We start from the raw sequence: 23,356 nt of genomic DNA, 5'->3' as shown, positions 1-23,356 counted from the left end.
CGATATCTCAATAGGCGGACAAGAGCTGATGATTCGGTGCACATTTCGTGCAGGCGGAGTGAGATCACCGTCACATCCAGGCACAACCGCGACCCGGTGACCGGGAAGGGTCAAGTCTGGGGCTAGGCTTCACTGGCGGAAACGCCCGGCACGGACGTACGGGGTGGCCCGGGCCGTCGAACATTCAGTCGGAGAAGCAAGGACGGACCCTCGTGGACCTGTTCGAACATCAGGCGAAGGAACTCTTCGCCGACTACGGCATCCCGGTGCCACGCGGCATCGTCGCCCACACCGTGGAGGAGGCACGCGCGGCCGCCGAGGAGCTCACCGGTCGCGTCGTCGTCAAGGCGCAGGTGAAGACCGGAGGCCGCGGCAAGGCCGGCGGCGTCAAGGTGGCCGACGACGCCGCCGACGCCGTCGAGAAGGCCCAGGCCATCCTGGGCATGGACATCAAGGGCCACACGGTGCACAAGGTGCTCGTGGAGGAGGCCAGCGCGATCGCGGAGGAGTACTACTTCTCCTTCCTGCTCGACCGCGCCAACCGCACCTTCCTGGCCATCTGCTCCGCCGCGGGCGGAATGGACATCGAAGAGGTCGCCCACTCGACCCCCGAGAAGGTCGCCAAGGTGCCGGTCTCGCCGCTGACCGGCGTCGACCGCGCCACGGCCCGCGAGATCGCGGCGGCCGGCGGGCTGCCGGAGAAGGCGCTCGACGGCGCGGCCGAGCTCATCGAGAAGCTCTGGTGCGCGTTCGTCGACGAGGACGCCAGCCTCGTCGAGGTCAACCCGATGATCCTGTCGGCCGACGGCCAGGTGAAGGCCCTCGACGGCAAGGTCACGCTCGACGACAACGCCTCCTTCCGCCAGCCCGACCACGAGGCCTTCGTCGACCAAGCCGCCGAGGACCCGCTGGAGGCCGCGGCCAAGGCCAAGGACCTCAACTACGTCAAGCTCGACGGCACCGTCGGCATCATCGGCAACGGTGCCGGCCTGGTCATGTCCACGCTCGACGTGGTCGCCTACGCGGGCGAGGCCTTCCCCGGCAAGCCCGCCCCGGCCAACTTCCTCGACATCGGCGGCGGCGCGTCCGCCGAGGTCATGGCGGCCGGCCTGGAGATCATCATGTCCGACCCGTCGGTCAAGTCGATCTTCGTCAACGTGTTCGGCGGCATCACCGCCTGCGACGCCGTGGCCAACGGCATCGTCTCGGCGTTCAAGCTGCTGGAGAGCCGCGGCGAGTCGGTCAACCACCCGCTGGTGGTCCGCCTCGACGGCAACAACGCCCAGCTCGGGCGACAGATCCTGGCCGACGCCGCGCTCCCGCGCGTCGAGCTGGTCGACACGATGGACGACGCGGCCAAGCGGGCCGCCGAGCTCGCTGCGGTAGGTGCGTGACACATGGCAATCTGGCTGACCGAGAACAGCAAGATCATCGTTCAGGGCATGACCGGCTCGGAGGGCACCAAGCACACCCGCCGCATGCTCGCCGCCGGCTCCCGCGTCGTGGGCGGCGTCAACGCCCGCAAGGCCGGCACCACCCACGAGGGCCTGCCCGTGTTCGGCACGGTCAAGGAGGCGATGGAGAAGACGCGCGCCGACGTGTCCGTCGTCTTCGTCCCCCCGGCGTTCACCAAGGACGCCGTCAAGGAGGCCGTCGACGCCGAGATCCCGCTCTGCGTGGTGATCACCGAGGGCGTGCCGGTCCACGACACCACCGAGTTCTGGGCGTACGCGACCGAGAAGGGCAACAAGACCCGCATCATCGGCCCCAACTGCCCCGGCATCGCCTCTCCCGGCGCCTCCAACGCCGGCATCATCCCCGCCGACATCACCACCGCGGGCCGCATCGGCCTGGTGTCGAAGTCCGGCACGCTGACCTACCAGCTCATGTACGAGCTGCGCGACTTCGGCTTCTCCACCGCCGTGGGCATCGGCGGCGACCCGGTCATCGGCACCACGCACATCGACTGCCTCCAGGCGTTCCAGGACGACCCAGGCACCGACGCGATCGTGATGATCGGCGAGATCGGCGGCGACGCCGAGGAGCGCGCGGCCGCCTACATCGAGAAGCACGTCACCAAGCCGGTCGTCGCCTACGTCGCGGGCTTCACCGCGCCCGAGGGCAAGACCATGGGCCACGCCGGCGCCATCGTCTCCGGCTCGGCCGGCACCGCCCAGGCGAAGAAGGAGGCCCTGGAGAAGGTCGGCGTGCGCGTCGGCAAGACCCCCTCCGAGACCGCCCGCCTGATGCGGGAGATCATGCAGTCACGCTAGACAGCGGCGAAGGCCCCCACGGACGGCTCGTTCGTCCGGGCGGGGCCTTCCGCGTGTCCGGGGCTCGGAAAGCCCGTGCCCGTCGCGGAAACACCGTATAAACCGGGCGGGTGCGGCGCGTCAACCAAGCGCCGGTCGGGAAAGATTGAGAAAATCACTTGTTGTGACGGCGATACTCGACCAGCTCCGCACCGCCCCCCGGTCGGTTCTCGGCAAGCTGCCGGGGGTCTCGGGTGACGACGAGTCCCGCCGGCCCCTGCCCGTGTCCGGCATGCTCGCCGCCGCCATCGCGCTGGGCGCCGGGCTCGCCGTCCTCACCACGCTCACCATCGTCGGCTGGATGGCGGCCCCGCGCGGGGCGCTCGGCCAGGGGCTGCCCGGCGTTTTCCGCACGGCCGCGCAGATCTGGCTGGCCGCCCACCACGCGGGCTTCGACATCCCCGGCGGCCGGGTCGGGCTGCTGCCCCTGGGCCTGATGGTGCTGCCCGCCCTGCTGCTCTACAAGGCGGGGCGGTGGATGGCCCGCGACGCCGACCTGCGGCTGCGGCTGCCGGCCCGGCTCCCGAAGAACAGCCCGAAGGAGAAGGCCAACGCGCGGCGCCGGGCCCAGCTCGTGCTGGTCGTGCAGGCGGGCGTCTCGCTCGCGGCCCCCTATGCCATGCTGGCCGGCGGCATCGCGCTGGCCACCACCAACGACCTCACCAAGCCGTCCATCGGCGAGGCGCTGATCAGCCACTTCCTCCTGGCCTTCCTGGCCGGCACGCTCGCCGTCGCGCGCACGATCGGGCCGTGGCGGGTGATGCCGAGGCTGCTGCCCGAGCGGGTGCGGGCGGTGACCGTCGGCACGGCGGTGGCCACCGCGATCATGCTCGCGGCCGGGCTGGTGCTCGTGCTGGTCGCCATCGTGCTCAACTTCGACCAGGTGCGGGAGCTGTCCGACGTGCTCGCGCCGGGGTTCGTGGGCGGCGTGCTGCTCCTGCTGGTGCAGCTGCTCTACCTGTTCAACGTGGTCATCTGGGGGCTGTCCTACATCGCCGGGCCGGGGTTCGCGGTCGGCGCGGACACGCTGGTCGCGCCGACGGGCGTGCAGCTCGGCACGGTGCCGAGCCTGCCGATGCTGGGCGCACTGCCCGACAGCGGCCCGGCGCCCGTCTGGATGATGGCGGTGATCGCGCTGCCGTTCGCGGCGGGCGCGGTGGCGGGCGTCGTGGTCGCCAGGATCTCGCCCTCTCCCGCGTACGAGGCCGCGCCGCTCTGGGGTTTCCTCACCGGCGTCACGACCGGGCTGGTGGCGGCGGCGCTGGCCGCGTTGTCCGGCGGGCCGATCGGCGGCGGCAGGCTGACGGTCGTCGGGCCGCCGGCGTGGGAGGTGGCCCTGTCGGTCGGGCTGGAGGTGGGCGTGGCCGCCGGCATCTCCGCCGGCGTGACCAACCTGCTGCTGCTCAGCCGCAAGGCCCGCGCGCCGCTCGACAAGGCCGCCGCGCCGGTGCGGAAGGCGGGGGCGGCGATCGCCAGGGCGGCCAGCAAGGTCGGGCTGGCCGAGTCGGACGCCCGCCCGCTGCCCGGCCACTGGATGGACGCCACCGAGGCCGACACGCAGCCCATCCCGGTCATCAGGGACGACTGGCAGGACGAGCACGCGTCGGCCGCCGCCGAGACCCTGGCCCAGGCGCGCCCGCGCGCCCCGCTGGACGAGGCGCCGCGGAGCCGCAAGGACATCGTGGACGAGTCAGACGACAAGGGCGGCCACGTGATCTACGTGGACCCGTACGCCTGGGACCGCGACTGATCAGGGCTGCGCCGCGCCGAGCAGCTCCAGCACGTCGGGCGGCAGCTTCTTCTCGGCCGCCTCCCTGAACTGCACGAAGCACTCGCCCTGCGACTGAACCGTGCCGGCGCCCTTCATGCACTCCTGGTAGGCGGAGTTCTCGTCCATCAGGTAGACCTGCATGCCGGTGGCCCCGGCGGAGAGCAGCAGCGCGGCCGTCGCCACGGCGATGCCGCCCGACGCCACGCCGGTGGGTTTGCCCGCGCCTCTCAGCAGCGGGAGCGCGCGGATGCCGGCCACGAGCGCGAACACCGCCATGACCAGCCCGGCCAGCGGCAGCATGAACGTCATGGCCAGCGCTGCGATGGACAACCAGATCGCTCGGCGGCCCGCGGACTCCGCGGGCTGCTGACCGGCCGGTGCTTGCACCGGTGTCGACACCTGACCTCCTCTGCGTCACCGGGCGAGTAACGGATACGCTTGCAGCCCCACCCCACGATTGTCCATGGGAGAGTGCGTGTCTAAGGCTGGGCGGCTCGTCGTCCTCGTCTCCGGCTCTGGAACAAACCTACAGGCCCTGCTGGACGCTTCCGCCGATCCTTCGTACGGGGCCCGCGTGGTGGCCGTCGGCGCCGACCGCGATGGGATCGAAGGTTTGGCCAGGGCGTCACGCGCAGGCGTACCCACTTTTGTGCGAAATTTGCGTGATTATCCGAATCGTGAGGATTGGGATGCCGCGATCGCCGCGGAGATCGCGGCCCACAAGCCCGATCTGGTGATCTCGGCCGGCTTCATGAAGATTCTCGGCGCTCCGACGCTGGACTCGTTCCCGGTCGTCAACACCCACCCCGCGCTGCTGCCGTCGTTCCCGGGGGCTCACGGCGTGCGCGACGCGCTCGCGTACGGGGTCCAAGTGACGGGCTGCACCGTGATGCTGGCCGACGCCGGCGTCGACACCGGGCCGATCATCGCCCAGGAGGCCGTGCGCGTGCTGCCGGGCGACGACGAGTCCGAGCTGCACGAGCGCATCAAGACCGTCGAGCGCCGGCTGCTCGTCGACACTGTCGGCCGGATGGTCCGCGAGGGCTGGACGGTCAGCGGACGCGTCGTCCGCATCGGCAACAACATTGGAGGGGAAAACTCGTGACCCGCATCGCCATCCGGCGTGCCTTGATCGCCGTGTACGACAAGTCGGGGCTGGAAGAGCTGGCCAGGGCTCTCGACGGTGCGGGGGTGGAGATCGTGTCGACGGGCGGCACGGCCGCCGCCATCGCGTCCTACGGCATCCCGGTGACCAAGGTCGAGCAGCTCACCGGCTTCCCCGAGTGTCTCGACGGGCGCGTCAAGACGCTCCACCCGAGGGTGCACGCCGGGCTGCTCGCCGACCTCGGCAAGCCGCACCACGTGCAGCAGCTGGAGGAGCTGGAGATCGACCCGTTCCAGCTCGTGGTGGTCAACCTCTACCCGTTCGAGCAGACGGTGGCCTCGGGGGCATCGCCGGAGGAGTGCGTCGAGCAGATCGACATCGGCGGCCCCGCCATGATCCGCGGCGCCGCCAAGAACCACAACACCTGCGCGGTCGTGGTCGACCCCGGCTTCTACGGCGAGGTGTCCGCCGCGCTGGAGCAGGGCGGGTTCAGCAAGGCCGAGCGCAAGCGGCTGGCGGGCATCGCCTACGCCCACACCGCCGCCTACGACGTGGCCGTGGCCTCGTGGTTCGGCAGCGCGTACGCGGCCGAGGAGGAGTGGCCCGCGTTCATGGGCGCGACCTGGCGGCGCAAGGCCGAGCTGCGCTACGGCGAGAACCCCCACCAGGGCGCCGCCCTCTACACCTCGGGAGCGGACGGGCTGGCCAACGCCGAGCAACTGCACGGCAAGGAGATGTCCTACAACAACTACCTCGACGCCGACGCCGCCTGGCGGGCCGCGTGGGACTTCACCGACCCGTGCGTGGCCATCATCAAGCACCAGAACCCGTGCGGCATCGCCGTCGGCGCCGACGTGGCCGAGGCGCACCGCAAGGCCCACGCGTGCGACCCGGTCTCCGCCTACGGCGGCGTGATCGCCGTCAACGGGCCGGTCACGGCGTCCCTGGCCCGGCAGATCGCCGAGGTGTTCACCGAGGTCGTGGTGGCGCCCGCGTTCGAGCCCGAGGCGCTGGAGATCCTCACCAGGAAGAAGAACCTGCGCCTGCTCGTCTGCCCCGCCGGCCCGGCCAACGCGGCCGAGTTCCGCCGGATCGACGGCGGCCTGCTCGTCCAGCAGGTCGACCGGGTCGACGCGGCCGGCGACGACCCGTCCACCTGGCAGCTCAAGGCGGGCGAGCCGGCCTCCCCGGAGATGCTGGCCGACCTGGCGTTCGCCTGGCGGGCCGCGCGCTCGGTCAAGTCCAACGCGATCCTGCTGGCCAGCGACGGCGCCACCGTGGGCGTGGGCATGGGGCAGGTCAACCGGGTCGACTCCTGCCGCCTCGCGGTCAGCCGGGCGGGCGAGCGCGCGACGGGCGCGGTGGCCGCGTCCGACGCGTTCTTCCCGTTCCCCGACGGGCCGCAGGTGCTCATCGAGGGCGGCGTGAAGGCCATCGTCGAGCCCGGCGGCTCCGTACGCGACCAGGAGGTCATCGACGCGGTGGAGAAGGCGGGCGTCACGCTCTACTTCACCGGCACGCGGCACTTCTTCCACTGATCGACGGCTCGGCGGCCCGGACCCCGGGCCGCCGATTTGCCGGAAAAGTGCGGCGGCATGCCGCTTGTCCGGTTAATCTGATGCGCGTTGCGTGTCTCATTCCCCTCGGAGTGTCTCTATGACGCTGCTCGACGCATCCCTGAACGTCCTCCTGGCCGTGAACGGATTCGCCACCAGCCCCTTCGTGCTCATCCTGCTGGCCTTCATCGGCGCCTACCTCGGCGGCCGGGCCATGGAGCTGATCCCGTTCACCCGCAGGATCATCGAGCGCCGTGAGGCTCAGCTCGCCGAGCGGGAGTAGTCCCAGGCCAGCTTGGCCGCCCCGGCGAGGCCGGCCCGCACCCCCAGCGTGGTCGGCCGCACCTCGACGGCCCTGACGAACCCCAGCCCGCCGACGTCGTCCAGCGCCGCCTCCAGCGGGCCGAACAGCACCGGCCCCGCCTGGGAGACGCCCCCGCCGACGACCACGGTGGTGATCTCGACCGCGGCGGCCGTCGAGGCGATCATCCCGGCCAGCGCCCGCGCCCCCCGCTCGAACGCGGCCACCGCCACGGGATCACCTGCGGCGGCATCCCCCGCCAACGTCCGCGCGTCCGCGACCACGGGGTCGCCGGTCGATGCCCGGCCGGGGGTCCAGCCGTTCTCCAGCGCCCAGCGGGCCATGTTGGGGCCGCTCGCGTACCTCTCGACGCAGCCGCGTCCGCCGCACTCGCAGCGCTCCCCGTAGGGGTCCACGCTCATGTGGCCGACGTGACCGGCGTTCCCGGTGGGGCCGAGCAGTGGCGTGCCGCCGACGACCAGGCCGCCGCCGATGCCGGTGGAGACCACGATGCCCAGCAGCGCGCGGGTCTCCTGGCCCGCGCCCAGCCAGTGCTCGCCCAGCGCCATGCACTGCGCGTCGCCGGCGAGCACGGTGGGCAGGCCGGTCACCTTCCGCACCTCGTCGCGGAGCGGGAAGCCGCGCCAGCTCGGCATGTTCACCGGGCTCACGGTCCCGGCGGCGAGGTCCAGCGGCCCGGCGCACCCGATCCCGACGGCACCGGGCTCCGGCCCGCCCTCGGTCACCTCCTCGATCAGGCCGCGCAGCGCGGCCATGACCTCCTGCCCCGGCGTGGGCCGGGTGCCGGAACGCAGCACGGATCCGCTCGCGTCCACGAGCGCGGCGGCGAGCTTGGTCCCGCCGATGTCAATGGCAAGTACGTGATTCATGAGTGTTTGTGGTGGTTGTCGGGCTGGCGAGGGTCGCCAGGATGCTCAAGTCCGGGCACGAGCCGCACCGTCGCGGCCCGCTTCTCATCGATCCACCGCGCGAAGGCGAGCCGCCGCGCCGCGTCGAGCCGGGGTGCCTCGGCGCCGCTCTCCGAAGCGGGCGTCTCGCCGTCGAGGGCCGCGACGTCCAGCTCCGAGCGCTCCGCCACCGCGACATGCCACCCCAGGGCATCTCGTACGGGGCCGGTGAGCTCTCCGAATGGCCGGGAGCGGAGGGCCGCGGCGAGGGCGGCGGGCAGCGACTCCAGGGTGACCGCGCCCAGCGGTTCCAGGTCGGCCGGGGTGGCCGTCCGGGCGGTCTCCCTGTCCTCGAACAGCCCGTGCAGCACCAGGTAGCGGGTCTCCCGATCGTCCCGTACGGGGGAGGGACGCCAGGCGGCGGGCACCTCGGCGGTGGCGGTCACGTGCCGGTACATCGCGCGCACCCACGGGCTGCCGTGATAGGCGGCGGCGTTGACGGAGCCCAGCTCGACGGCGGCGATCCGGTCGAGCGGCGGCCCGTCCACGGGGGCCAGCCCGAGGCGCGCGGCCTCGTCTTCGCACAGCGCCTCGGTGAGGATCACCTGGGTCAGCCACCGGGCCAGCTGGCGGTCCTCGGCGCTGCCGGGCGTGGGCAGCGCGGCGCGTGACGGCCCGGCCCGCAGTTCGGCGATCCGCCGGTCGAGCGCCTCCCGCCCCACGGGCCTGTCACCGACGTACCCGATCTCCGCGGGAACGGCGGTCACCGGGTCACCTCCAGGCGGACGGTGGCGGCGTACTGGCAGCGGCCGAACCACATGACCTTGGGCAGCGCCCAGAAGTGCCCGGCCGTCGCGTCCGGCGGGACCTCCACGGGGAACGTCACGTCACAGGTCCCTCCGGCGGCCACCGTGAACCCCCTGATGGCCGAGGGGAGCAGCTCCCACGTCCCCCACGGGGCGGCGAGCTGGGCCTCGCCCCGGATCTCTCCGTGGGTGCCGTTCGCGAGCCGTACGGTCAGAGCGGCGCGGTCGCCGGGGCGGAGGGTGAGCGCGTCCGCGAGCGTGGTCACCGACAGGCCGGTGGGGCGGGCCTCGTCGGCCGTGGTGCCCCGGACGGCGTCGACGGGGGCGGGCGCGGGGCCGGGCACGGGCAGTTCGGGGGCGTCGCCGAGCGCCACCGTGACCACGTCCTCGATCACCTGCCCGCCGACGCCCGTCCGCGCGGACACGAAGTGCAGGCCCCGGCCGGGTGCTGGGGTGACGGTGGCGGGGAACCGGACGTGCCCGCCTGGCTCGACGCGGAACGGCCGCCGCGCCGGCAGCACCGTCCACCCATCGGGTACGTGCAGCTCCACGACGCCTTCGTGCGCCGCGTCGGTCAGCTGCGACGACACGACGACGTCCACCTCGAACGGCCCGTCCGGGGTGACCAGGCCGGGAGTCAGGGTGACCGACACCGGCAGATAGCCGAGCGGCGCCGGGCCCTTGTTGTGCAGCCAGTAACGCGCGTACACCGGCTGCGCGGTCTCTCTCACCGCGCCCAGCTCGGGCCCCGTCTCCATGGGCTCGGCGGCGACCAGAAACGTGCCCACCTCGGCCCCGCCCAGCCTCACGGCCCCCGGGTGGTTCCCCTCGGGATCGAAGAGCGGCCGGCGCGTCCTCGAACCTCCCACCCGCTTCGGCAGCACCGACCCGTCGAAGCCTCCCGCGGCGGGATGGGGCGCTGTCGGCGGGAGAGGACGTTCGAGCAGGTCGGCGGGCGTCAGAGCGGAGGGCAGAAGAGGGGAGTGGACCTTGGCCTCAGAGCCGAGCCCAGTGGCCTCCACCAGGCGCAGGGTGACCGTCTCGGCGGCGAGACGGGCGCGCCCGTGGGCGTGCGGGTTGCCGGTGGCCTTGAGCGTGCCCAGGAGCACGTCACGAGCAGGCTCCACGCGCAGCAACGAGCACACCTGCGGTAGCACCGGACCACTCGCCCCCATCAGCGGCCCGTCCGTGGCGTGCGGCGGGGACGCGCCCGCGTGTGGCGCCACTCCCGCCGGACCGGTCGCGCCCATCAGCAGCCTGTCCGTCGCGTGCGGTGGCTCGCTTGCTGGGTTGGTCGTGTGAGTCGGAGGTCTGTTCGCCGGGGCGACCACGCGGGGCAGCAGTGGGGTGGTGAACTCCTGGCCCGAGGAGGGGAGCCGGTTCGCCCGCCAGTCGCCGGGTCCGGCCACGAGGGCGTACGAGAACTCGTGGGTCCAGTGCTGGAGCTGGAACGCCGACCCGTCGGGGCCGGTGCGGCGCGGGGGGTCGAGCCAGACGCCGGAGGGCCAGCCCGTGCAGGACCGCATGAGCGACAGGTGCAGAGCCCCCGACGGGTCCACCGCGAAGCCCGGCAGCCCGTACGCCAGCAGCGCCACCGTCCGGTCGTCGAGCCGTTCGGAACCGGCCGGGCAGACGGCCGGGATGACGGCGCCGGCCAGGTCGTCCACCAGCTCGTCCACCGGCCCGGCGACGATGAGGGCGGGCAGGGAACGCAGGTCGCGCAGGTCCGCGCTGGGCCGCCACACCTCGGCCAGCGGCCGTTCGGCGGGCACCCACACGCGCCGCGCGCCCGACGTGAGCGCCTCGGAGAAGACCGGGTCGCAGCGGGACAGCAGCTCGGCGGCGACCGGGTTGGTGTCCGGCCCGCCGAGGACGATGCGCGTGTCCGGCAGGTTCGAGTCCACGTGCAGCCACCCGTACCGGGTGCCCGAGGCGGTGGAGGTGGTGGCGGTGACGCCCACCCGGGCCAGCGCCGCGACGAGCTCGCGGGCCCGAGGCGCGTCCGAAGGGCCGGGCACCACGATCTCGGCCACGCCGATCGCCCGCGCGCCGGCCGGGCCGAGGTCCACCCGGGCGGTGGAGGACAGGCCGAACCAGGTGTTGGCCGGGTTGTCGAGCGTCCACGGGTGTTCGGCGGAGTCCACGTCCGGCAGCGCGAAGCCGCGCCCCACGACGGCGCCCGCCACGTCCGACACCGGCAGCGCGCCCTCGACGTGTGCCGGGAACCGGACCCTGAGCAGGCGGTCGGCGCCGGTGTAGTCGACCACGCGGGTGGTGAGGTCCACCCGGTCGGAGCCCGCCAGGAGGGTGACGACCTGCTCGTACGCGACCTCGCCCACCTGCCCGGTGACGATGATCCGCTGCCCGACGGGGGAGGTCTCGGCCCGTACGGAATCCGCGGGGGCGTCGCCTGACCCGAGGGAGCTGCCGGTGGGCATGAGGTGCCACGGCCCTTCGCCCATGTCCGGATGCTGCGGGTACTCCTCGTACAGGCGCAGCTCGTTGCCCAGGCCGGTGAGCAGTTCGCGGCCGGTGGCCAGGTCGGTGACGGAGGCCAGCGCGCCGCCCCTGGCGGGGTCGGCGACGATCCGCCAGCGCTCGTTCTCGATGGTCGTGCCGGGCAGGTCCTGCCACGGGTCGGCCCGGCCCTCGACGATCCGGTACGTGCGCCAGCCCGTCGCGGGCACGTCCCTGGCCGTGAACGTCAGCGTGCCGTGCTCGGAGACGGCGGGGATCTCCACGCCCGCCGGGTCGGCGACGCGCAGTCCGGGCCCGAGGCGCACGCGCACCAGGCCGTCGCGGGCGAACGGCAGCGTGTTCGTCACCACGACGCTGCGCCCGTCCACCGCCACCTGGCCCATCAGCGCGTCGAGGGCCCGGTCGCGGGCGTCCGCCGCCAGGTCGTACGCCTCGCGCCAGCCGGTCAGCAGGTCGATGTAGACCTGGTCGGACTCGGAGCCGGTGATCGCGTCGTGGTGCGCCCCGTACGCGAGCTGCCGCCACACCTTGTCCAGCGCGGTGTGCGGGTAGCGGCCCAGCCCCAGCAGCGCGGCGAGCGCCGAGAGCCGCTCGGCGTCCAGCGCCGCCACCTCGGCGGCCCGCTGGGCCTGCTTGGTGTCGATGTAGGAGACGTCCTTGCCGGTATAGATCGGGTTCATGTCCCGTGATTGCGGGCTTAAGGCCGAAATTTCGGTACGAACCGCGTCCAGGAAGTCCCGAGGCGTCCCGCACACGAACCGCGGCCACACGTACCGCGCGTTCCAGGCACGGTGGATCTCGGTCACCCACTTGTTCGGCGGGGTGTAGTCGGTGCCGACGGGCAGCAGGATGTTCCGGGTGGCGGCGACGGGCTTGAGCGACCGGTACAACTCGTACACCGCCGCCATGGCGGCCTCCAGCGTCGGCGCCGAGTCCATCCACCAGCCGGCCGAGTAGTGGGCGGGCATGTAGTGCGTCAGCACCCCCAGCCCGGACGGCGCGATCCACTCGAACTCGCTGGGGAACTGCATCAGGGTGGCGTCGTTCCCGGCCGCGCCGAAGTTCTTGTCGATCGGCCCCCACTGGTGGAACGGCCCGCGCGCCCACGCGCTCCCGGTCAGCCCGGCCGCCGCCAGGTAGCCGGGGAACTGCGGGTCGTGCCCGAACGCGTCGAGCTGCCAGGCGGTGCGCGGGTCGCCGCCGAGGATGTCGCGCTGGTAGCCGATGCCGTGGACGAGGTTCCTGATGGTGGTCTCGGCCCCGGTCAGGTTGGTGTTGGGCTCGTTGTACGTGCCGCCGACCAGTTCGGCCCGGCCCTCGGCGAGCAGGGCGCGCAGGTCGGCGCGGCGCTCGGGATGGGTGTCGAGGAACGGCTTCAGATAGTCGACCTCGGCCAGCACGAACCGGTAGTCCGGGTCCCGCAGGGCCAGCTCGATGTGCGCCTCGACCAGCGCGAACGCGTTGAACTCCCAGAGCGGCCTGGTGGTCGCGTCGGCGGCCAGCAGCTCCCACGGGCTGGTGTAGGCGGCCTGGGTGTTCCACCAGACCGGGTCGTAGTGGAAGTGGGAGACCATGAACATGGTCCAGCCGGGAGACTCGGCCGTCACGGTCACGTCCAGCGTCTCGCCCTCCAAGGTCACCACGCACGGCACCACCGCGCCCGGCGGCGTCTCGGCGTCGAGCGGCACCTCCAGCGTGACCGGTCCGTCCCCGGCGGGCACGGTCGCGTGCCCGCGCACGCCGTCGCCGCGCACCTCCAGCGCGGCCTCGCGCCCGTCCCGCGCGACGGTGACCTTCAGCACCTGGCGTGGCCGGTCCGCCGGCCCCACGAACAGATCGGTCGGCTCCGCGGACAGCAGGCGAACAGACAAATCAACCCCTAACACCCAGACCGGCGACGGCCACACTATGCCTTCCGTGGGTCCATGACAACGATGTCATCGGCCGGGAAACGCGCGCCGGCGGAGCCATGGAAGGATTGGAAGCATGAGCGCAGTCAGACTCGACGGCAAGGCCACCGCGGCGAAGATCAAGGCAGACCTCACGGCCCGGGTGTCCGCCCTCAGAGAGCGCGGCATCACCCCCGGGCTCGGCACGGTCCTCGTCGGCGACGACCCCGGCAGCCAGATCTACGTCGCGGGCAAGCACCGCGACTGCGCCGAGGTCGGCATCGCCTCCATCCGCGTCGACCTGCCGGCCACCGCCACCCAGGCCGAGGTCGAGGCCGCCGTCGACGAGCTCAACGCCTCACCCGAGTGCACCGGCTACATCGTCCAGCTCCCGCTGCCCAAACACCTCGACACCATGGCCCTGCTGGAGCGCATGGACCCGGCCAAGGACGCCGACGGCCTCCACCCGGTCAACCTCGGCCGCCTGGTCCACATGGTCGACGCGCCGCTGCCCTGCACGCCGCACGGCATCGTGCTGCTCCTCCAGGAGTACGGGGTCCCGATCAAGGGCGCCGAGGTGGCCCTGGTCGGCCGGGGCATCACCGTGGGCCGCTCGCTCGGCCTCCTGCTGACCCGGCGCAGCGAGAACGCCACCGTGACCCTCTGCCACACCGGCACCCAGGACCTGGCCGGCCATGTGCGCCGCGCCGACATCGTGGTGGCGGCCGCGGGCGTGCCCGGCCTGATCACCAAGGACATGGTCAAGCCGGGCGCCGCCGTGCTCGACGTCGGCGTCTCCCGGGTCAACGGCAAGATCGCCGGCGACGTGGCGCCCGACGTGGCCGAGGTCGCGGGCTTCCTCACCCCCAACCCCGGCGGGGTCGGCCCGATGACCCGCGCACTCCTGCTGGCCAACGTCGTGGAGGCGGCCGAGCGGCTGCACGCCTAGGGGCTCGTACGGGGTCCGGGGCTGGGTTCTTCGTACGTTCGACAACCGCTGTTGATATCTTTGGCCGCTTTAGTCCAGAAATATCGTGAGGCGGTCTAGATGCGGAGATTTGTGTGGATGGTCGGGTGCTTGGCTCTGGCAGGATGCTCCGTCCTGCCGGGGGCGGGCTCGGAGCAGGCGCCGTCCACGGCGGCCACCGAAACCCCGACACCCGCGGCCGCGCCCGTCACCGCCCAGGAGGTGGCCTCGGTCCTGGAGGACTACGTCAAGCGCAACAACGCCGCCAACAAGGCCGTGAGCGACAAGCTGCTCGCGGGCTACGAAGGCGGCTCCAGCCTGGCCATCGACAAGGCGGGCTACGCGTCCCTCCGCAAGCTGGGCGGTCGCCAGGCCGCCTACCAGCCGTTCGGCTACACCGAGCCGGTTCACACCGTGCCCGTCGGCCCGGAGGGGCGCTGGTTCCTGACCACGACGCACTGGAAGGGCAAGAGCGAGACCGCCAAGGAGCCGACCTACCTGCTGTTCACCCGTGACGGAGAGTCCTGGAAGCAGGTGTACGCCCCCGACGTCTTCGAGGGCAAGGCCGCCGAACTCCCCGAGATCGTCGCGGACGCCTCGGGAACGGCCGAGGAGGTGGCCCACTCCGACACCGCCGGGCTGATGATGTCGCCCGCCGCGTTCGCCAAGAGCTACGCCGCCCACCTGGTGAACAAGGGTACCGCGGCGTCCAGGACCCGCTTCGCGGCCGACCGGCTCACCACCGGCGCCGCGTCCAACCGCGTCAAGATGAAGGAGTACGCCAAGGTCGTCGAGAGCGCCCGCCCGGCCACGGCGTATCCCTCCTACGCCCTGCGCACGGCCGACGGCGGGGCGCTCGCCTTCACCACCCTCCAACGGACCATCCGCTACGACGTGCACCAGGGGCCGGGGCGCAAGTACGTCTTCCAGAAGAACAACGGGTTCCTGCGCGGCAAGTTCTACACGTACATGAAGTCCACCGCGCTGATCCAGGTCGTCGCGCACATCCCGCCGAAGACCGCCGAACCCGCCCAGGTCGAGGTGCTCGGCTCCTACAGCGGCATCATCTCCGGCAGCGGACGCTAGCCCGCCACCGCGAGGCGTGTTCGGCATGCGTACACTTATTCACTGGCCGAACATTTCGGGGAGAGCTGCGCCTCTGCCCGCCGGTGTCAAGGGAACCTCATGGTCGAACACGTGCAGTCGCTGGCCCGCGGCCTGGCCGTGATCCGCGCCTTCAGCGCCACCGCCCCCCGGCTGACGCTGAGCGAGGTGGCCCGCGCGACCGGCCTCACCCGCGCCGCCGCGCGCCGTTTCCTCCTCACGCTCGCCGACCTCGGCTACGTGCGCACCGACGGGCGGCTGTTCTCCCTCACGCCGCGTGTCCTGGAGCTCGGGTACGCCTACCTGTCCAGCCTGTCGTTGCCCGAGGTCGCCGCGCCCCACCTGGAACGCCTGGCCGCCGAGGTGCACGAGTCCGCCTCCGTCGCGGTGCTGGACGGCGAGGACGTCGTGTACGTGGCCCGCGTTGCCACGGCCCGGATCATGCGCGTGTCGATCAGCATCGGCACCCGCTTCCCCGCCTACTGCACCTCCATGGGCCGCGTCCTCCTGGCCGGCCTACCCCCGGCGGACCTCGACGCCTACCTGGACCAGGCCGACCTGCGCCGCCTGACCTCCCGCACCGTCACCGTCCCGTCGGCGCTGCGCGACGAGCTGGACGGCATCCGCGAGCGGGGCTGGGCCATGGTCGACCAGGAGATGGAGGAGGGCCTCCGCTCGATCGCCGCCCCGATCCGGGACCGTTCCGGGGCGGTCGTGGCGGCCGTCAACGTCTCCACCCACGCCAGCCGCACCACCCTCCAGCAGGCCAGACGCATGCTCCTCCCGCCGCTGCTGGCCACGGCCGCCAAGATCGAAGGCGACCTGTCCTCGCTCACCTCTCCGGCGAAAAGGGACACGAGCTGACCAGCGGGCCGGCAGAGGACGGTCACGTGCGCTGACGGTAGCGGTCGGTGGCCTGGCGGGTGGCGCGGATGGCGGCATCCGCCTTGTCGTAGGTCCGCTGCGCCAGCCCCACGAAGATGCAGTCCACGATCAGCAGCTGGCTGATCCGGCTGGCCAGCGCGCCGGGCCGGAACGCGGTCTCCCTGCCCGCCGACACCAGGGTGTGGTGGGCGAGCGCGGCCAGGGAGGAGCGCGGGTTGTTGGTGATGGCGACCAGCAGCGCCCCCGTCTCGGCCGCCGTGCGGGCCGGGACGAGGACGTCCGGGGTCTCGCCGCTGCAGCTGATCGCCACCGCCACGTCCCCGGGTTTGAGCAGGGCGGCGCTCGTCAACGCCAGGTGGGCGTCGCTGAACGGGTGGCTCGACAGCCCGATCCGCAGGAGCTTCTGCGACATGTCGGCGGCCACCAGGCCGGAGGCGGCGACGCCGTAGACGTCGACCCGGCGGGCGCCGACGATGGCGGTGACGACCTCGTCGAGCCGGTCCGGGTCGAGCTGGGCGGCGGTGTCGGCGAGGGCTTCGGACTCGGCGCGGGCCACCTTGGCGATGACGTCGGTGAGCGGGTCGTCGGGGGCGAGGTCGCCGGGGACGAGCCGTTCGGGCTCCTTGGCGACGGCGGCGGCCAGCGCGAAGCGCAGCTGCGAGTAGCCGGTGAAGCCGAGCGCTCTGGCGGTACGGACGATCGTCGCCTCGCTGGTGCCCGACACCGTGCTGAACTCGGTGATGGTGCTGCGCACGACGAGGCCGGGGTCGTCCAGGATGATGCGGGCGATGGCCTGGGCCGCGGGGGTGAGCGACGGCAGGACGGCGCGGACCGCGGCGACCGGGTTGGCCGGTTCGGTGGTGCCGGTCACGAGGTCAGCCGTTCGGCCGCCGCCTGGGCGGAGACGCGGGAGATGCCGTGGGTGGCGAGGTGGGCGGCGCCTGCGGGTTCGGCCGGGATGCCGGTGTCGATGACGACGATGTCGGGACGCTCCCGTACAGCTTGCTCGATGCGCTCACGCACCCAGGCGTGGCGGGCGGCGTCGTGCACGACGAGGACGGCGGGGCCGGTGCCGAGGGGCGGGAGCGCGGCGCCGGGCTCCAGCGGGACGCGGCGGGTGCCGGGCAGCGCGGCGGCCAGGGCGGCGGTGACGCCGGTCGGGTTGACCTGGTCGACGGCCTGGCTGTGACGGGTGTTGACCTCGACCACGAGCGGCGGGCCGGTGAGCCGGGCGGCGCCGGTGACGGTGAGGGCGGCGCGGGCGGCTTCGAGGCCGCCGGGGTCGTCCGGTTCGGCGAGTGCCTGGGCGCGGAGCGCGGCCTGGCCGGCGTACCAGGCGGAGACGGCGCGGACGCGGGCGGCGGCCTCGGCGAGGCGTTCCTCGGGCAGCGCGCCGGAGCGGACGGCCTCGACGATGGCGTCGCGTAGCGCGTACAGGCCGTCCTCGGTGACGTGGCCGGCGCAGACGGCGTCGGCGCCGGCGGCGAGGGCGCGTACGGTGATCTCGCCGGGCTCGAGCATGGCGGCGACCGCCCGCATCTCGATGGCGTCCGTGACCAGCATGCCGTCGAAGCCGAGCTCGCCCCGCAGGAGCTCGGTGAGGGCGGCGCGGCTGAGTGTCGCGGGCAGGTCCGGGTCGAGGGCGGGCACGAGCAGGTGGCCGCACATGATCGACCGCACGCCGGCCTCGACGGCGGCGCGGAACGGCGGCAGGTCGCGTTCGGCGAGCAGGTCGCGGGAGGCGTGCACGGTGGGCAGCGCCAGGTGGGAGTCGGTGGTGGTGTCGCCGTGGCCGGGGAAGTGCTTGGCGCAGGCGGCCACGCCGGCGCCCTGGACTCCGGCCACGTAGGCGGCGGTGTGGCGGGCCACCAGGTCCGGGTCCGGGCCGAAGGAGCGGACGCCGATGACGGGGTTGGCCGGGTTGGCGTTCACGTCGGCGGTCGGCGCGTAGTCGAGGGTGACGCCGGCGCCGGCGAGCATGCGGCCGAGCTGCCGGCCGACGCGTTCGGTCAGCTTCACGTCGTCGACCACGCCGAGCGCCCGGTTGCCGGGGACGGAGCTGCCGTGCTCGACCTCGAAGCGGGTGATGGTGCCGCCTTCCTCGTCGACGGCGACGATCGCGTCCGGGCTGTGCGCGCGGATCTGCCGGGCGGCCCGGTCGAGCGGGTGGTTGCGCGCGAACAGCACGACGCCGCCGAGCCCTTGATCGAGCGCCCCGCGCATCCAGTCGGGAAGCGAGGCTCCCGCGTACCCCGGCTGGAGCACGGTCATGGCCAGGCGGGACAGGTCTGGGGTCATGCGGCATTTTCCTTCACGGTTGTTGAACTGAAGGTAATTTTCTGTCATCGTCGCCCTCGACACAACCGCTTCCGGGAGGCCACCCCCCATGCCCAGCCGAAGGACTCTCCTGAAGGGTCTCGCCCTTGCCGCCGCCGCCACGGCGGTTCCCCTGCCCGCTTTCGCGTCCGCCGAGTACGTTCCCCCGCTCCGCCAGATGCGCGGCATGTGGATCGCGTCCGTGGTGAACATCAACTGGCCCTCCAAGCAGGGCCTGAGCGTCGAGGAGCAGAAGGCCGAGTATCTGGCCTGGCTCGACCTGGCCGAGCAGCGCAAGCTCAACTCGGTGTTCATGCAGATCAGGCCGACCGCCGACGCGTTCTGGCCGTCGCCGTTCGAGCCGTGGTCGCACTGGATCACCGGCGTGCAGGGACAGGACCCCGGTTACGACCCGCTCGCCTTCTTCGTGGAGGAGACGCACAAGCGCGGCCTGGCCTTCCACGCCTGGTTCAACCCGTACCGCGTGTCGATGCAGGACGACCCGAACAAGCTCCACCCCGACCACCCCGGACGCAAGAACCCCGACTGGATCCTCCCGTTCGGCGGCAAGCTCTACTACAACCCCGGCATGCCGGAGGTGCGGAAGTTCTGCCAGGACGCGATGCTCGACGCGCTGGCCCGCTACGACATCGACGGCCTGCACTTCGACGACTACTTCTACCCGACCAACAGCACGGCCTTCGACGACGCCGAGGAGTTCGCCAAGTACGGCGCGGGCTTCCCCGACCTGGCGGCCTGGCGGCGCAACAACGTCGACTTGATGGTCTCCGAGATGCAGCAGCGGGTCCGCGAGGTCAAGCCGGAGGCGGCCTGGGGCATCAGCCCGTCGGGCATCTGGCGCAACAAGGGCACCGACCCGCTCGGCTCCGAGACCAACGGCGGCCAGTCGTACGACAACCTGCACGCCGACACCCGCGGCTGGGTCAAGAAGGGCTGGCTCGACTACATCGCGCCGCAGCTCTACTGGTACATCGGCCAGCCGCCGGCCGACTACTCCAAGCTCGTGCCCTGGTGGTCCGACGTGGCCGACGGCACGAAGACGATGCTGTGGATCGGGCAGGCCGCGTACAAGGCGGGCGACCCCGCGCAGGCGCCCGAGTGGCAGGACCCGAAGGAGCTGTCCGACCACCTCACGCTCAACCGCGACCACCCGCAGATCAGCGGCGACATCTGGTACAACGCCAACGACCTGCGCCAGGACCGGATCGCGTCGGTGAGCACCGCCGTCGCCGACCACTACGTCCGGCCCGCGCTCGCCCCGGTGCTGCCGAGGCTGGCGACGGGCAAGGCGCCGAACCGTCCCGTGCTCGCCTACGCGCTGCGCAAGCGCGGCGGGGTCGAGGTGCGCGCGGTGGCGACCGGCAGGCAGGAGCCGTTCCAGTTCGCCATCTTCCGCTTCCCCGGCAGGGCGCGGGACGCGCAGTTCGCCGACGCCCGCCACCTGGTCGCGGTCGTCCCCGGCGACCGGCAGGTGGTCTGGCAGGACCCCGACGGCAAGCGCGGCGACCACTACCACGTCGTGGCGGTCGACCGGGCCAACCGGACCAGCAAGCCCAGCAACGGGTTCCCGGTGATCTGAGATCATGCGGGTTCTCGGCCTCATCTCGGGCACGTCCCACGACGGCATCGACAGCGCCGTCGTGGACTGGACGCTCGACGCCGGCGTGCTCACCGGCAGGATCGAGCACACGGGCGAGCGACCGTACGAGCCGGAGCTGAGAGCCCGCATCCGGGCCGCGCTGCCGCCCCACCGCGTCGACCTGGGCGAGGTGTGCGCCCTGGACACGCTGATCGGGCAGGCGTTCGCGGTCGCCGCCGCCGAAGCGCCGCCCTGCGAGCTGGTCTGCTCGCACGGCCAGACCTTGTTCCACTGGGTGGAGGACGGCCGGGTGCGCGGCACGCTGCAGCTCGGCCAGCCGGCCTGGATCGCCGAGCGCACCGGCGTTCCTGTCGTGTCGGACGTACGGGCGCGCGACGTGGCCGCCGGAGGCCAGGGCGCGCCCCTGGTGTCGTATCTCGACCTGCTGCTCATGGCGGGGCTGCCGGGCCGCGCCGGCGCGCTCAACCTGGGCGGCATCGCCAACCTGACCGTGCGCGAGCCTCCGCTGGCCTACGACACCGGGCCGGGCTGCGCCCTGATCGACGCCGCCGCGCCGCCGTACGACAGGGACGGCGCGCTGGCGTCGGCGGGCACGGTCGACCGGGACCTGCTCGACCGGCTGCTCGCGGAGCCCTACTACCTCCAGGAGCCGCCGAAGTCCACCGGCAAGGAGTTGTTCACGCCGGACTACGTGAAGGCGGAGCTGCCCCTGCCGGACCTGGTGGCGACGCTGACGGCGCTGACCGCCGAGACGGTCGCCGCGGAGATCCGCAGGCACCGGCTCGACACCGTGATCGTGTCGGGCGGAGGCGCCCGCAACCCAGCGCTGATGAGCATGCTCCGCCTGCGCGCGACGCCGGCCAGGTTTCTGACCAGCGACGAACTCGGGGTGCCGGCCGACAGCAAGGAGGCGATCGCCTTCTCGCTGTTCGGCTGGCTCACCGCACACGGCCTGGCGGCGACCGTGCCCGGGTGCACGGGCGCGTCGGGCGCCCGGATCCTGGGCACGATCACGCCGGGTTCCGGTCCGTTGACGCTGCCGGAACCCCTCGCCGAAGCCCCGGTCGCGATCCGCTTCTCAGGAAGCCCTGCGGCCCGCCGCTGACGGCTCCGCGGTGGTGCCCGCCCGCTGCGGGGGAACCACGGGGGTCGGACGCACCAGGCCGAGCGCGACGACCTCGTTGGCCAGTCGCGTGCGCCGGTTGGTGCCTTCGGGGATCCTGAACTTCTGATAAAGCCGCAGCAGGTGCTGCTTGACCGCGGCCTCGGTCACGACCAGGTCGTCGGCGATCTCCCGCGCGGTGGCCGGAGCGACGAACGCCTCATCCGACAGGGCCGGCCGGCAGAGCGAGGTGAGCACGTCGACCTCGCGCCTGGTCAGCTCGGGCGCCGCCGCCCTGCGGAGCTCCACTTCGGGCGCGAAGTCCTCACGGGGGACTCCGCCGACCCGTCCTCGCGCGGCCCCGAACGAGACGACGTCGCCGTCGTCGAGCACCCTCCGGGCGATCGGCCTGCCGTTCACCCGTGTGCCGTTGCGGGACAGGCCCAGGTCAACGACGTACAGGTAAGGCCCTCGCCTGACGAATTCGGCATGGAGCCGAGAGACGCTGGGATCGGTGAGCCGGATGTCGACACCGCGGCCCCTTCCCACCGTCGTGATCTCGGGGCGCAACGGGATCACCTCGCCTGTGTCCTCGATGCGTATGAACGGCCCCTCCACGGCAGTTCCTCCCCAGGTAGCCCGCCGTAACTCTTACTACAGCTCCGGCTTACCCAAACGTGGGGATGCGGAATCGCCTTTGCCGAAAGCAGAATCGCGCGTGAAATTGGTCTGGACCTCTGCGGACGGTTTTGCCTGCTCACGGGTAGACTTCGGGCGAAGATAAGCGGAGGAAACACTCATGGCGGACAAGCCCACCAAAGGCCTGGCTGACGTCGTCGCCGCGTCCACAGCGCTCAGCGACATCGACGGAAAAGCAGGTCGGCTGTTCTACCGGGGATACGACATCCACGATCTGGCCGGCCGCGCGACCTTCGAGGAGACCGCGTACCTGTTGCAACGAGGCAAGCTGCCCGACCGCGCCGAGCTCCAGGAGTACGGCGACGACCTCGTGCGCGGCCGTGACCTCGGCGAGCTGGTCTCGGCGAACATCTCCGAGATCGCCGAGAAACAGAAACCGATGGAGGCGCTGCGCAGCTACGTGTCGCTGTCCGGCGCGGACGACCCTGACAAGGACTCGAACGCCCCCGACGCCAACCTGCGCAAGGCCGCCCGCCTGACCGCCCAGCAGCCCCTGCTGGTGGCCCGCTACCACGCGGCCCGCACCGGCGCGACCGCCCCCGATCCCGACCCCTCCCTGAGCACCGCGGCGAACTTCCTGTTCCAGATCACCGGGCGCGTCCCCTCCCAGCGCGAGGTGGAGATCTTCGACACCTGCCTGGTGCTGCACGCCGACCACACGATGAACGCCTCCACGTTCGCCGCCCGCGTCTGCGCCGCTACCCTCTCGGACATGCACTCCGCCATCGTCGCGGCCATCGGCACGCTCAAGGGCCCGCTGCACGGCGGCGCCAACGAGCAGGTCATGAAGACCCTGGAGTCGATCTCGCCGACCGGCGTCGCCCAGGCGGTCCGTGACAAGCTCGGTGCCGGCGAGAAGATCATGGGCTTCGGCCACCGGGTCTACAAGACCGAAGACCCGCGCGCCACCCATCTGCGCCGCATGTCGCAGGAGCTGGCCGAGTCGGCCGGCGACGACACCTACTACCGGATGTCCAAGGAGATGGAGGAGGTCGTCTTCGAGGAGAAGGGCCTCTATCCGAACGTCGACTTCTACGCGGCCTCGGTTTACCACTACCTTGGCATCCCGACCGACCTGTTCACTCCCGTGTTCTCGATCAGCCGCATGTCCGGCTGGACGGCGCACGTGATCGAGCAGCACGCCGACAACAGGCTGATCCGCCCGGACAGCGAGTACATCGGCGAGACCGACCAGAAGTGGAAGCCGATCGACGAGCGATGAGCCTGCGTGACGACGTCGAACGCGAGGGCTGGGGGCCGTACCCGCTGATTCTGGCGGGTGCGGCCGTCGCCGTGGGATTGGTGTTCCTGATCGACCCGCGCTGGGGCGGATTCGCCCTGGGCGGTGTCATCATGATCGGTGCCGCACTGCGCTTCTCCGGATTCGGCGGGCCCCTCGCGGTGCGCGGCCGGAAGGCGGACGCGGTCACGCTCGGGCTGGCCGGGTTCATGCTGGTGCTGACTTCGCTGCTGCTCGACAACCCGGCCGCGAAGGCCCTGATCGAGTCCCTTTTCTCTCGCTGACGAGGCGTCCGA

20 protein-coding genes are annotated in these 23,356 nt (G+C 72.1%); 13 read left to right on the top strand and 7 right to left on the bottom strand.

Annotated elements, in window-relative coordinates:
* Positions 1 to 212: 212 nt before the first annotated feature.
* The 3 genes from sucC (at position 213) to ABD999_RS31835 (ending at position 4,062) form a co-directional block, all read left to right on the top strand.
* Positions 213 to 1,394 (top strand): ADP-forming succinate--CoA ligase subunit beta, encoded by a 1,182-nt coding sequence (gene sucC / locus ABD999_RS31845; protein ID WP_148036896.1) that lies wholly within the window; start codon positions 213 to 215, stop codon positions 1,392 to 1,394.
* A gap of 3 nt (positions 1,395 to 1,397) precedes the next feature.
* Positions 1,398 to 2,273 (top strand): succinate--CoA ligase subunit alpha, encoded by an 876-nt coding sequence (gene sucD, locus ABD999_RS31840; protein WP_148036897.1) that lies wholly within the window; start codon positions 1,398 to 1,400, stop codon positions 2,271 to 2,273.
* Positions 2,274 to 2,436: 163 nt separating this feature from the next.
* Positions 2,437 to 4,062, top strand: a complete 1,626-nt coding sequence (locus tag ABD999_RS31835) for a cell division protein PerM (protein WP_148036898.1) — start codon at positions 2,437 to 2,439, stop codon at positions 4,060 to 4,062.
* Here ABD999_RS31835 and ABD999_RS31830 read toward each other — a convergent pair whose 3' ends face one another.
* Entirely contained in the window at positions 4,063 to 4,482 is a 420-nt protein-coding gene (locus ABD999_RS31830) for a hypothetical protein (protein ID WP_261809072.1), read from the bottom strand.
* A gap of 76 nt (positions 4,483 to 4,558) precedes the next feature.
* Between ABD999_RS31830 and purN the strand changes: the two genes are divergently transcribed.
* From purN to ABD999_RS31815, 3 genes are all read left to right on the top strand, one after another.
* A complete protein-coding gene (gene purN, locus ABD999_RS31825; protein WP_261809073.1) occupies positions 4,559 to 5,188 on the top strand; it encodes a phosphoribosylglycinamide formyltransferase in 630 nt (209 codons plus the stop codon).
* Positions 5,185 to 6,726 carry a bifunctional phosphoribosylaminoimidazolecarboxamide formyltransferase/IMP cyclohydrolase gene (purH, locus tag ABD999_RS31820; RefSeq protein ID WP_148036900.1) on the top strand — a complete coding sequence of 514 codons (1,542 nt, stop codon included), beginning with the start codon at positions 5,185 to 5,187 and terminating at the stop codon, positions 6,724 to 6,726. Before purN ends, purH begins: the two co-directional genes overlap by 4 nt.
* Before the next feature lie 118 nt (positions 6,727 to 6,844).
* Positions 6,845 to 7,027, top strand: coding sequence for a hypothetical protein (locus ABD999_RS31815; protein WP_148036901.1), 183 nt, complete (start codon positions 6,845 to 6,847; stop codon positions 7,025 to 7,027).
* On the opposite strand, the gene ABD999_RS31810 is transcribed toward ABD999_RS31815, so the two are convergent.
* From ABD999_RS31810 to ABD999_RS31800, 3 genes are read right to left on the bottom strand one after another with little or no spacing between them, the layout of a single operon-like run.
* Positions 7,006 to 7,935 (bottom strand): ROK family protein, encoded by a 930-nt coding sequence (locus tag ABD999_RS31810; RefSeq protein WP_148036902.1) that lies wholly within the window; start codon positions 7,933 to 7,935, stop codon positions 7,006 to 7,008. The genes ABD999_RS31815 and ABD999_RS31810 overlap by 22 nt on opposite strands.
* A complete protein-coding gene (locus ABD999_RS31805) occupies positions 7,932 to 8,720 on the bottom strand; it encodes a DUF7158 domain-containing protein (protein ID WP_271276622.1) in 789 nt (262 codons plus the stop codon). The genes ABD999_RS31810 and ABD999_RS31805 overlap by 4 nt, the downstream gene beginning before the upstream one ends.
* Positions 8,717 to 13,108 carry a glycoside hydrolase family 38 N-terminal domain-containing protein gene (locus tag ABD999_RS31800; protein WP_271276621.1) on the bottom strand — a complete coding sequence of 1,464 codons (4,392 nt, stop codon included), beginning with the start codon at positions 13,106 to 13,108 and terminating at the stop codon, positions 8,717 to 8,719. The genes ABD999_RS31805 and ABD999_RS31800 overlap by 4 nt, the downstream gene beginning before the upstream one ends.
* Before the next feature lie 115 nt (positions 13,109 to 13,223).
* Here ABD999_RS31800 and ABD999_RS31795 point away from each other — a divergent pair, with 115 nt between their 5' ends.
* The 3 genes from ABD999_RS31795 to ABD999_RS31785 all read left to right on the top strand — a co-directional run bounded on the left by ABD999_RS31795 (position 13,224) and on the right by ABD999_RS31785 (position 16,061).
* Positions 13,224 to 14,075 (top strand): bifunctional methylenetetrahydrofolate dehydrogenase/methenyltetrahydrofolate cyclohydrolase, encoded by an 852-nt coding sequence (locus tag ABD999_RS31795; RefSeq protein ID WP_148036905.1) that lies wholly within the window; start codon positions 13,224 to 13,226, stop codon positions 14,073 to 14,075.
* Between the two features lie 129 nt (positions 14,076 to 14,204).
* Positions 14,205 to 15,179 (top strand): DUF8094 domain-containing protein, encoded by a 975-nt coding sequence (locus tag ABD999_RS31790; RefSeq protein ID WP_271276620.1) that lies wholly within the window; start codon positions 14,205 to 14,207, stop codon positions 15,177 to 15,179.
* A 99-nt stretch (positions 15,180 to 15,278) separates the two neighbouring features.
* Positions 15,279 to 16,061: an IclR family transcriptional regulator gene (locus ABD999_RS31785; protein ID WP_271276619.1), complete on the top strand. Its 783-nt coding sequence runs from the start codon at positions 15,279 to 15,281 to the stop codon at positions 16,059 to 16,061.
* 22 nt (positions 16,062 to 16,083) lie between these two features.
* Here ABD999_RS31785 and ABD999_RS31780 read toward each other — a convergent pair whose 3' ends face one another.
* Both ABD999_RS31780 and ABD999_RS31775 read right to left on the bottom strand, forming a co-directional pair.
* On the bottom strand, positions 16,084 to 16,953 hold the full coding sequence (locus ABD999_RS31780) for a MurR/RpiR family transcriptional regulator (protein WP_148036908.1): 870 nt from the start codon (positions 16,951 to 16,953) through the stop codon (positions 16,084 to 16,086).
* On the bottom strand, positions 16,950 to 18,380 hold the full coding sequence (locus ABD999_RS31775; RefSeq protein WP_271276618.1) for a glycoside hydrolase family 3 protein: 1,431 nt from the start codon (positions 18,378 to 18,380) through the stop codon (positions 16,950 to 16,952). The genes ABD999_RS31780 and ABD999_RS31775 overlap by 4 nt, the downstream gene beginning before the upstream one ends.
* 88 nt (positions 18,381 to 18,468) lie before the next feature.
* Here ABD999_RS31775 and ABD999_RS31770 point away from each other — a divergent pair, with 88 nt between their 5' ends.
* Both ABD999_RS31770 and ABD999_RS31765 read left to right on the top strand, forming a co-directional pair.
* Positions 18,469 to 19,998, top strand: coding sequence for a glycoside hydrolase family 10-like protein (locus ABD999_RS31770; RefSeq protein WP_148036910.1), 1,530 nt, complete (start codon positions 18,469 to 18,471; stop codon positions 19,996 to 19,998).
* 4 nt (positions 19,999 to 20,002) lie between these two features.
* Positions 20,003 to 21,124, top strand: a complete 1,122-nt coding sequence (locus ABD999_RS31765; RefSeq protein WP_271276617.1) for an anhydro-N-acetylmuramic acid kinase — start codon at positions 20,003 to 20,005, stop codon at positions 21,122 to 21,124.
* On the opposite strand, the gene ABD999_RS31760 is transcribed toward ABD999_RS31765, so the two are convergent.
* Positions 21,098 to 21,739, bottom strand: a complete 642-nt coding sequence (locus ABD999_RS31760) for an FHA domain-containing protein (protein ID WP_148036912.1) — start codon at positions 21,737 to 21,739, stop codon at positions 21,098 to 21,100. The genes ABD999_RS31765 and ABD999_RS31760 overlap by 27 nt on opposite strands.
* A gap of 181 nt (positions 21,740 to 21,920) precedes the next feature.
* Between ABD999_RS31760 and ABD999_RS31755 the strand changes: the two genes are divergently transcribed.
* Both ABD999_RS31755 and ABD999_RS31750 read left to right on the top strand, forming a co-directional pair.
* Positions 21,921 to 23,042 (top strand): citrate/2-methylcitrate synthase, encoded by a 1,122-nt coding sequence (locus tag ABD999_RS31755; RefSeq protein ID WP_148036913.1) that lies wholly within the window; start codon positions 21,921 to 21,923, stop codon positions 23,040 to 23,042.
* The gene (locus ABD999_RS31750) at positions 23,039 to 23,344 is read left to right on the top strand and encodes a DUF3017 domain-containing protein (protein WP_148036914.1); all 306 of its coding nucleotides are present in this window, start codon (positions 23,039 to 23,041) and stop codon (positions 23,342 to 23,344) included. The genes ABD999_RS31755 and ABD999_RS31750 overlap by 4 nt, the downstream gene beginning before the upstream one ends.
* Positions 23,345 to 23,356 lie beyond the last annotated feature (12 nt).

The sequence above is a fragment of the Nonomuraea ferruginea genome (assembly GCF_039540635.1).
GTDB classification, from domain to species: Bacteria; Actinomycetota; Actinomycetes; order Streptosporangiales; family Streptosporangiaceae; genus Nonomuraea; species Nonomuraea ferruginea.
This window is presented reverse-complemented; position numbering and strand designations above follow the sequence as displayed.

Bases quoted from the DNA above. Each gene is read 5' to 3' on its own strand.
- sucD (WP_148036897.1), top strand. From the start codon at position 1,398: ATGGCAATCTGGCTGACCGAGAACAGCAAGATCATCGTTCAGGGCATG.
- ABD999_RS31815 (WP_148036901.1), top strand. From the start codon at position 6,845: ATGACGCTGCTCGACGCATCCCTGAACGTCCTCCTGGCCGTGAACGGA.
- ABD999_RS31810 (WP_148036902.1), bottom strand. From the start codon at position 7,935: ATGAATCACGTACTTGCCATTGACATCGGCGGGACCAAGCTCGCCGCC.
- ABD999_RS31795 (WP_148036905.1), top strand. From the start codon at position 13,224: ATGAGCGCAGTCAGACTCGACGGCAAGGCCACCGCGGCGAAGATCAAG.
- ABD999_RS31785 (WP_271276619.1), top strand. From the start codon at position 15,279: ATGGTCGAACACGTGCAGTCGCTGGCCCGCGGCCTGGCCGTGATCCGC.
- ABD999_RS31775 (WP_271276618.1), bottom strand. From the start codon at position 18,380: ATGACCCCAGACCTGTCCCGCCTGGCCATGACCGTGCTCCAGCCGGGG.
- ABD999_RS31770 (WP_148036910.1), top strand. From the start codon at position 18,469: ATGCCCAGCCGAAGGACTCTCCTGAAGGGTCTCGCCCTTGCCGCCGCC.
- ABD999_RS31765 (WP_271276617.1), top strand. From the start codon at position 20,003: ATGCGGGTTCTCGGCCTCATCTCGGGCACGTCCCACGACGGCATCGAC.
- ABD999_RS31755 (WP_148036913.1), top strand. From the start codon at position 21,921: ATGGCGGACAAGCCCACCAAAGGCCTGGCTGACGTCGTCGCCGCGTCC.
- ABD999_RS31750 (WP_148036914.1), top strand. From the start codon at position 23,039: ATGAGCCTGCGTGACGACGTCGAACGCGAGGGCTGGGGGCCGTACCCG.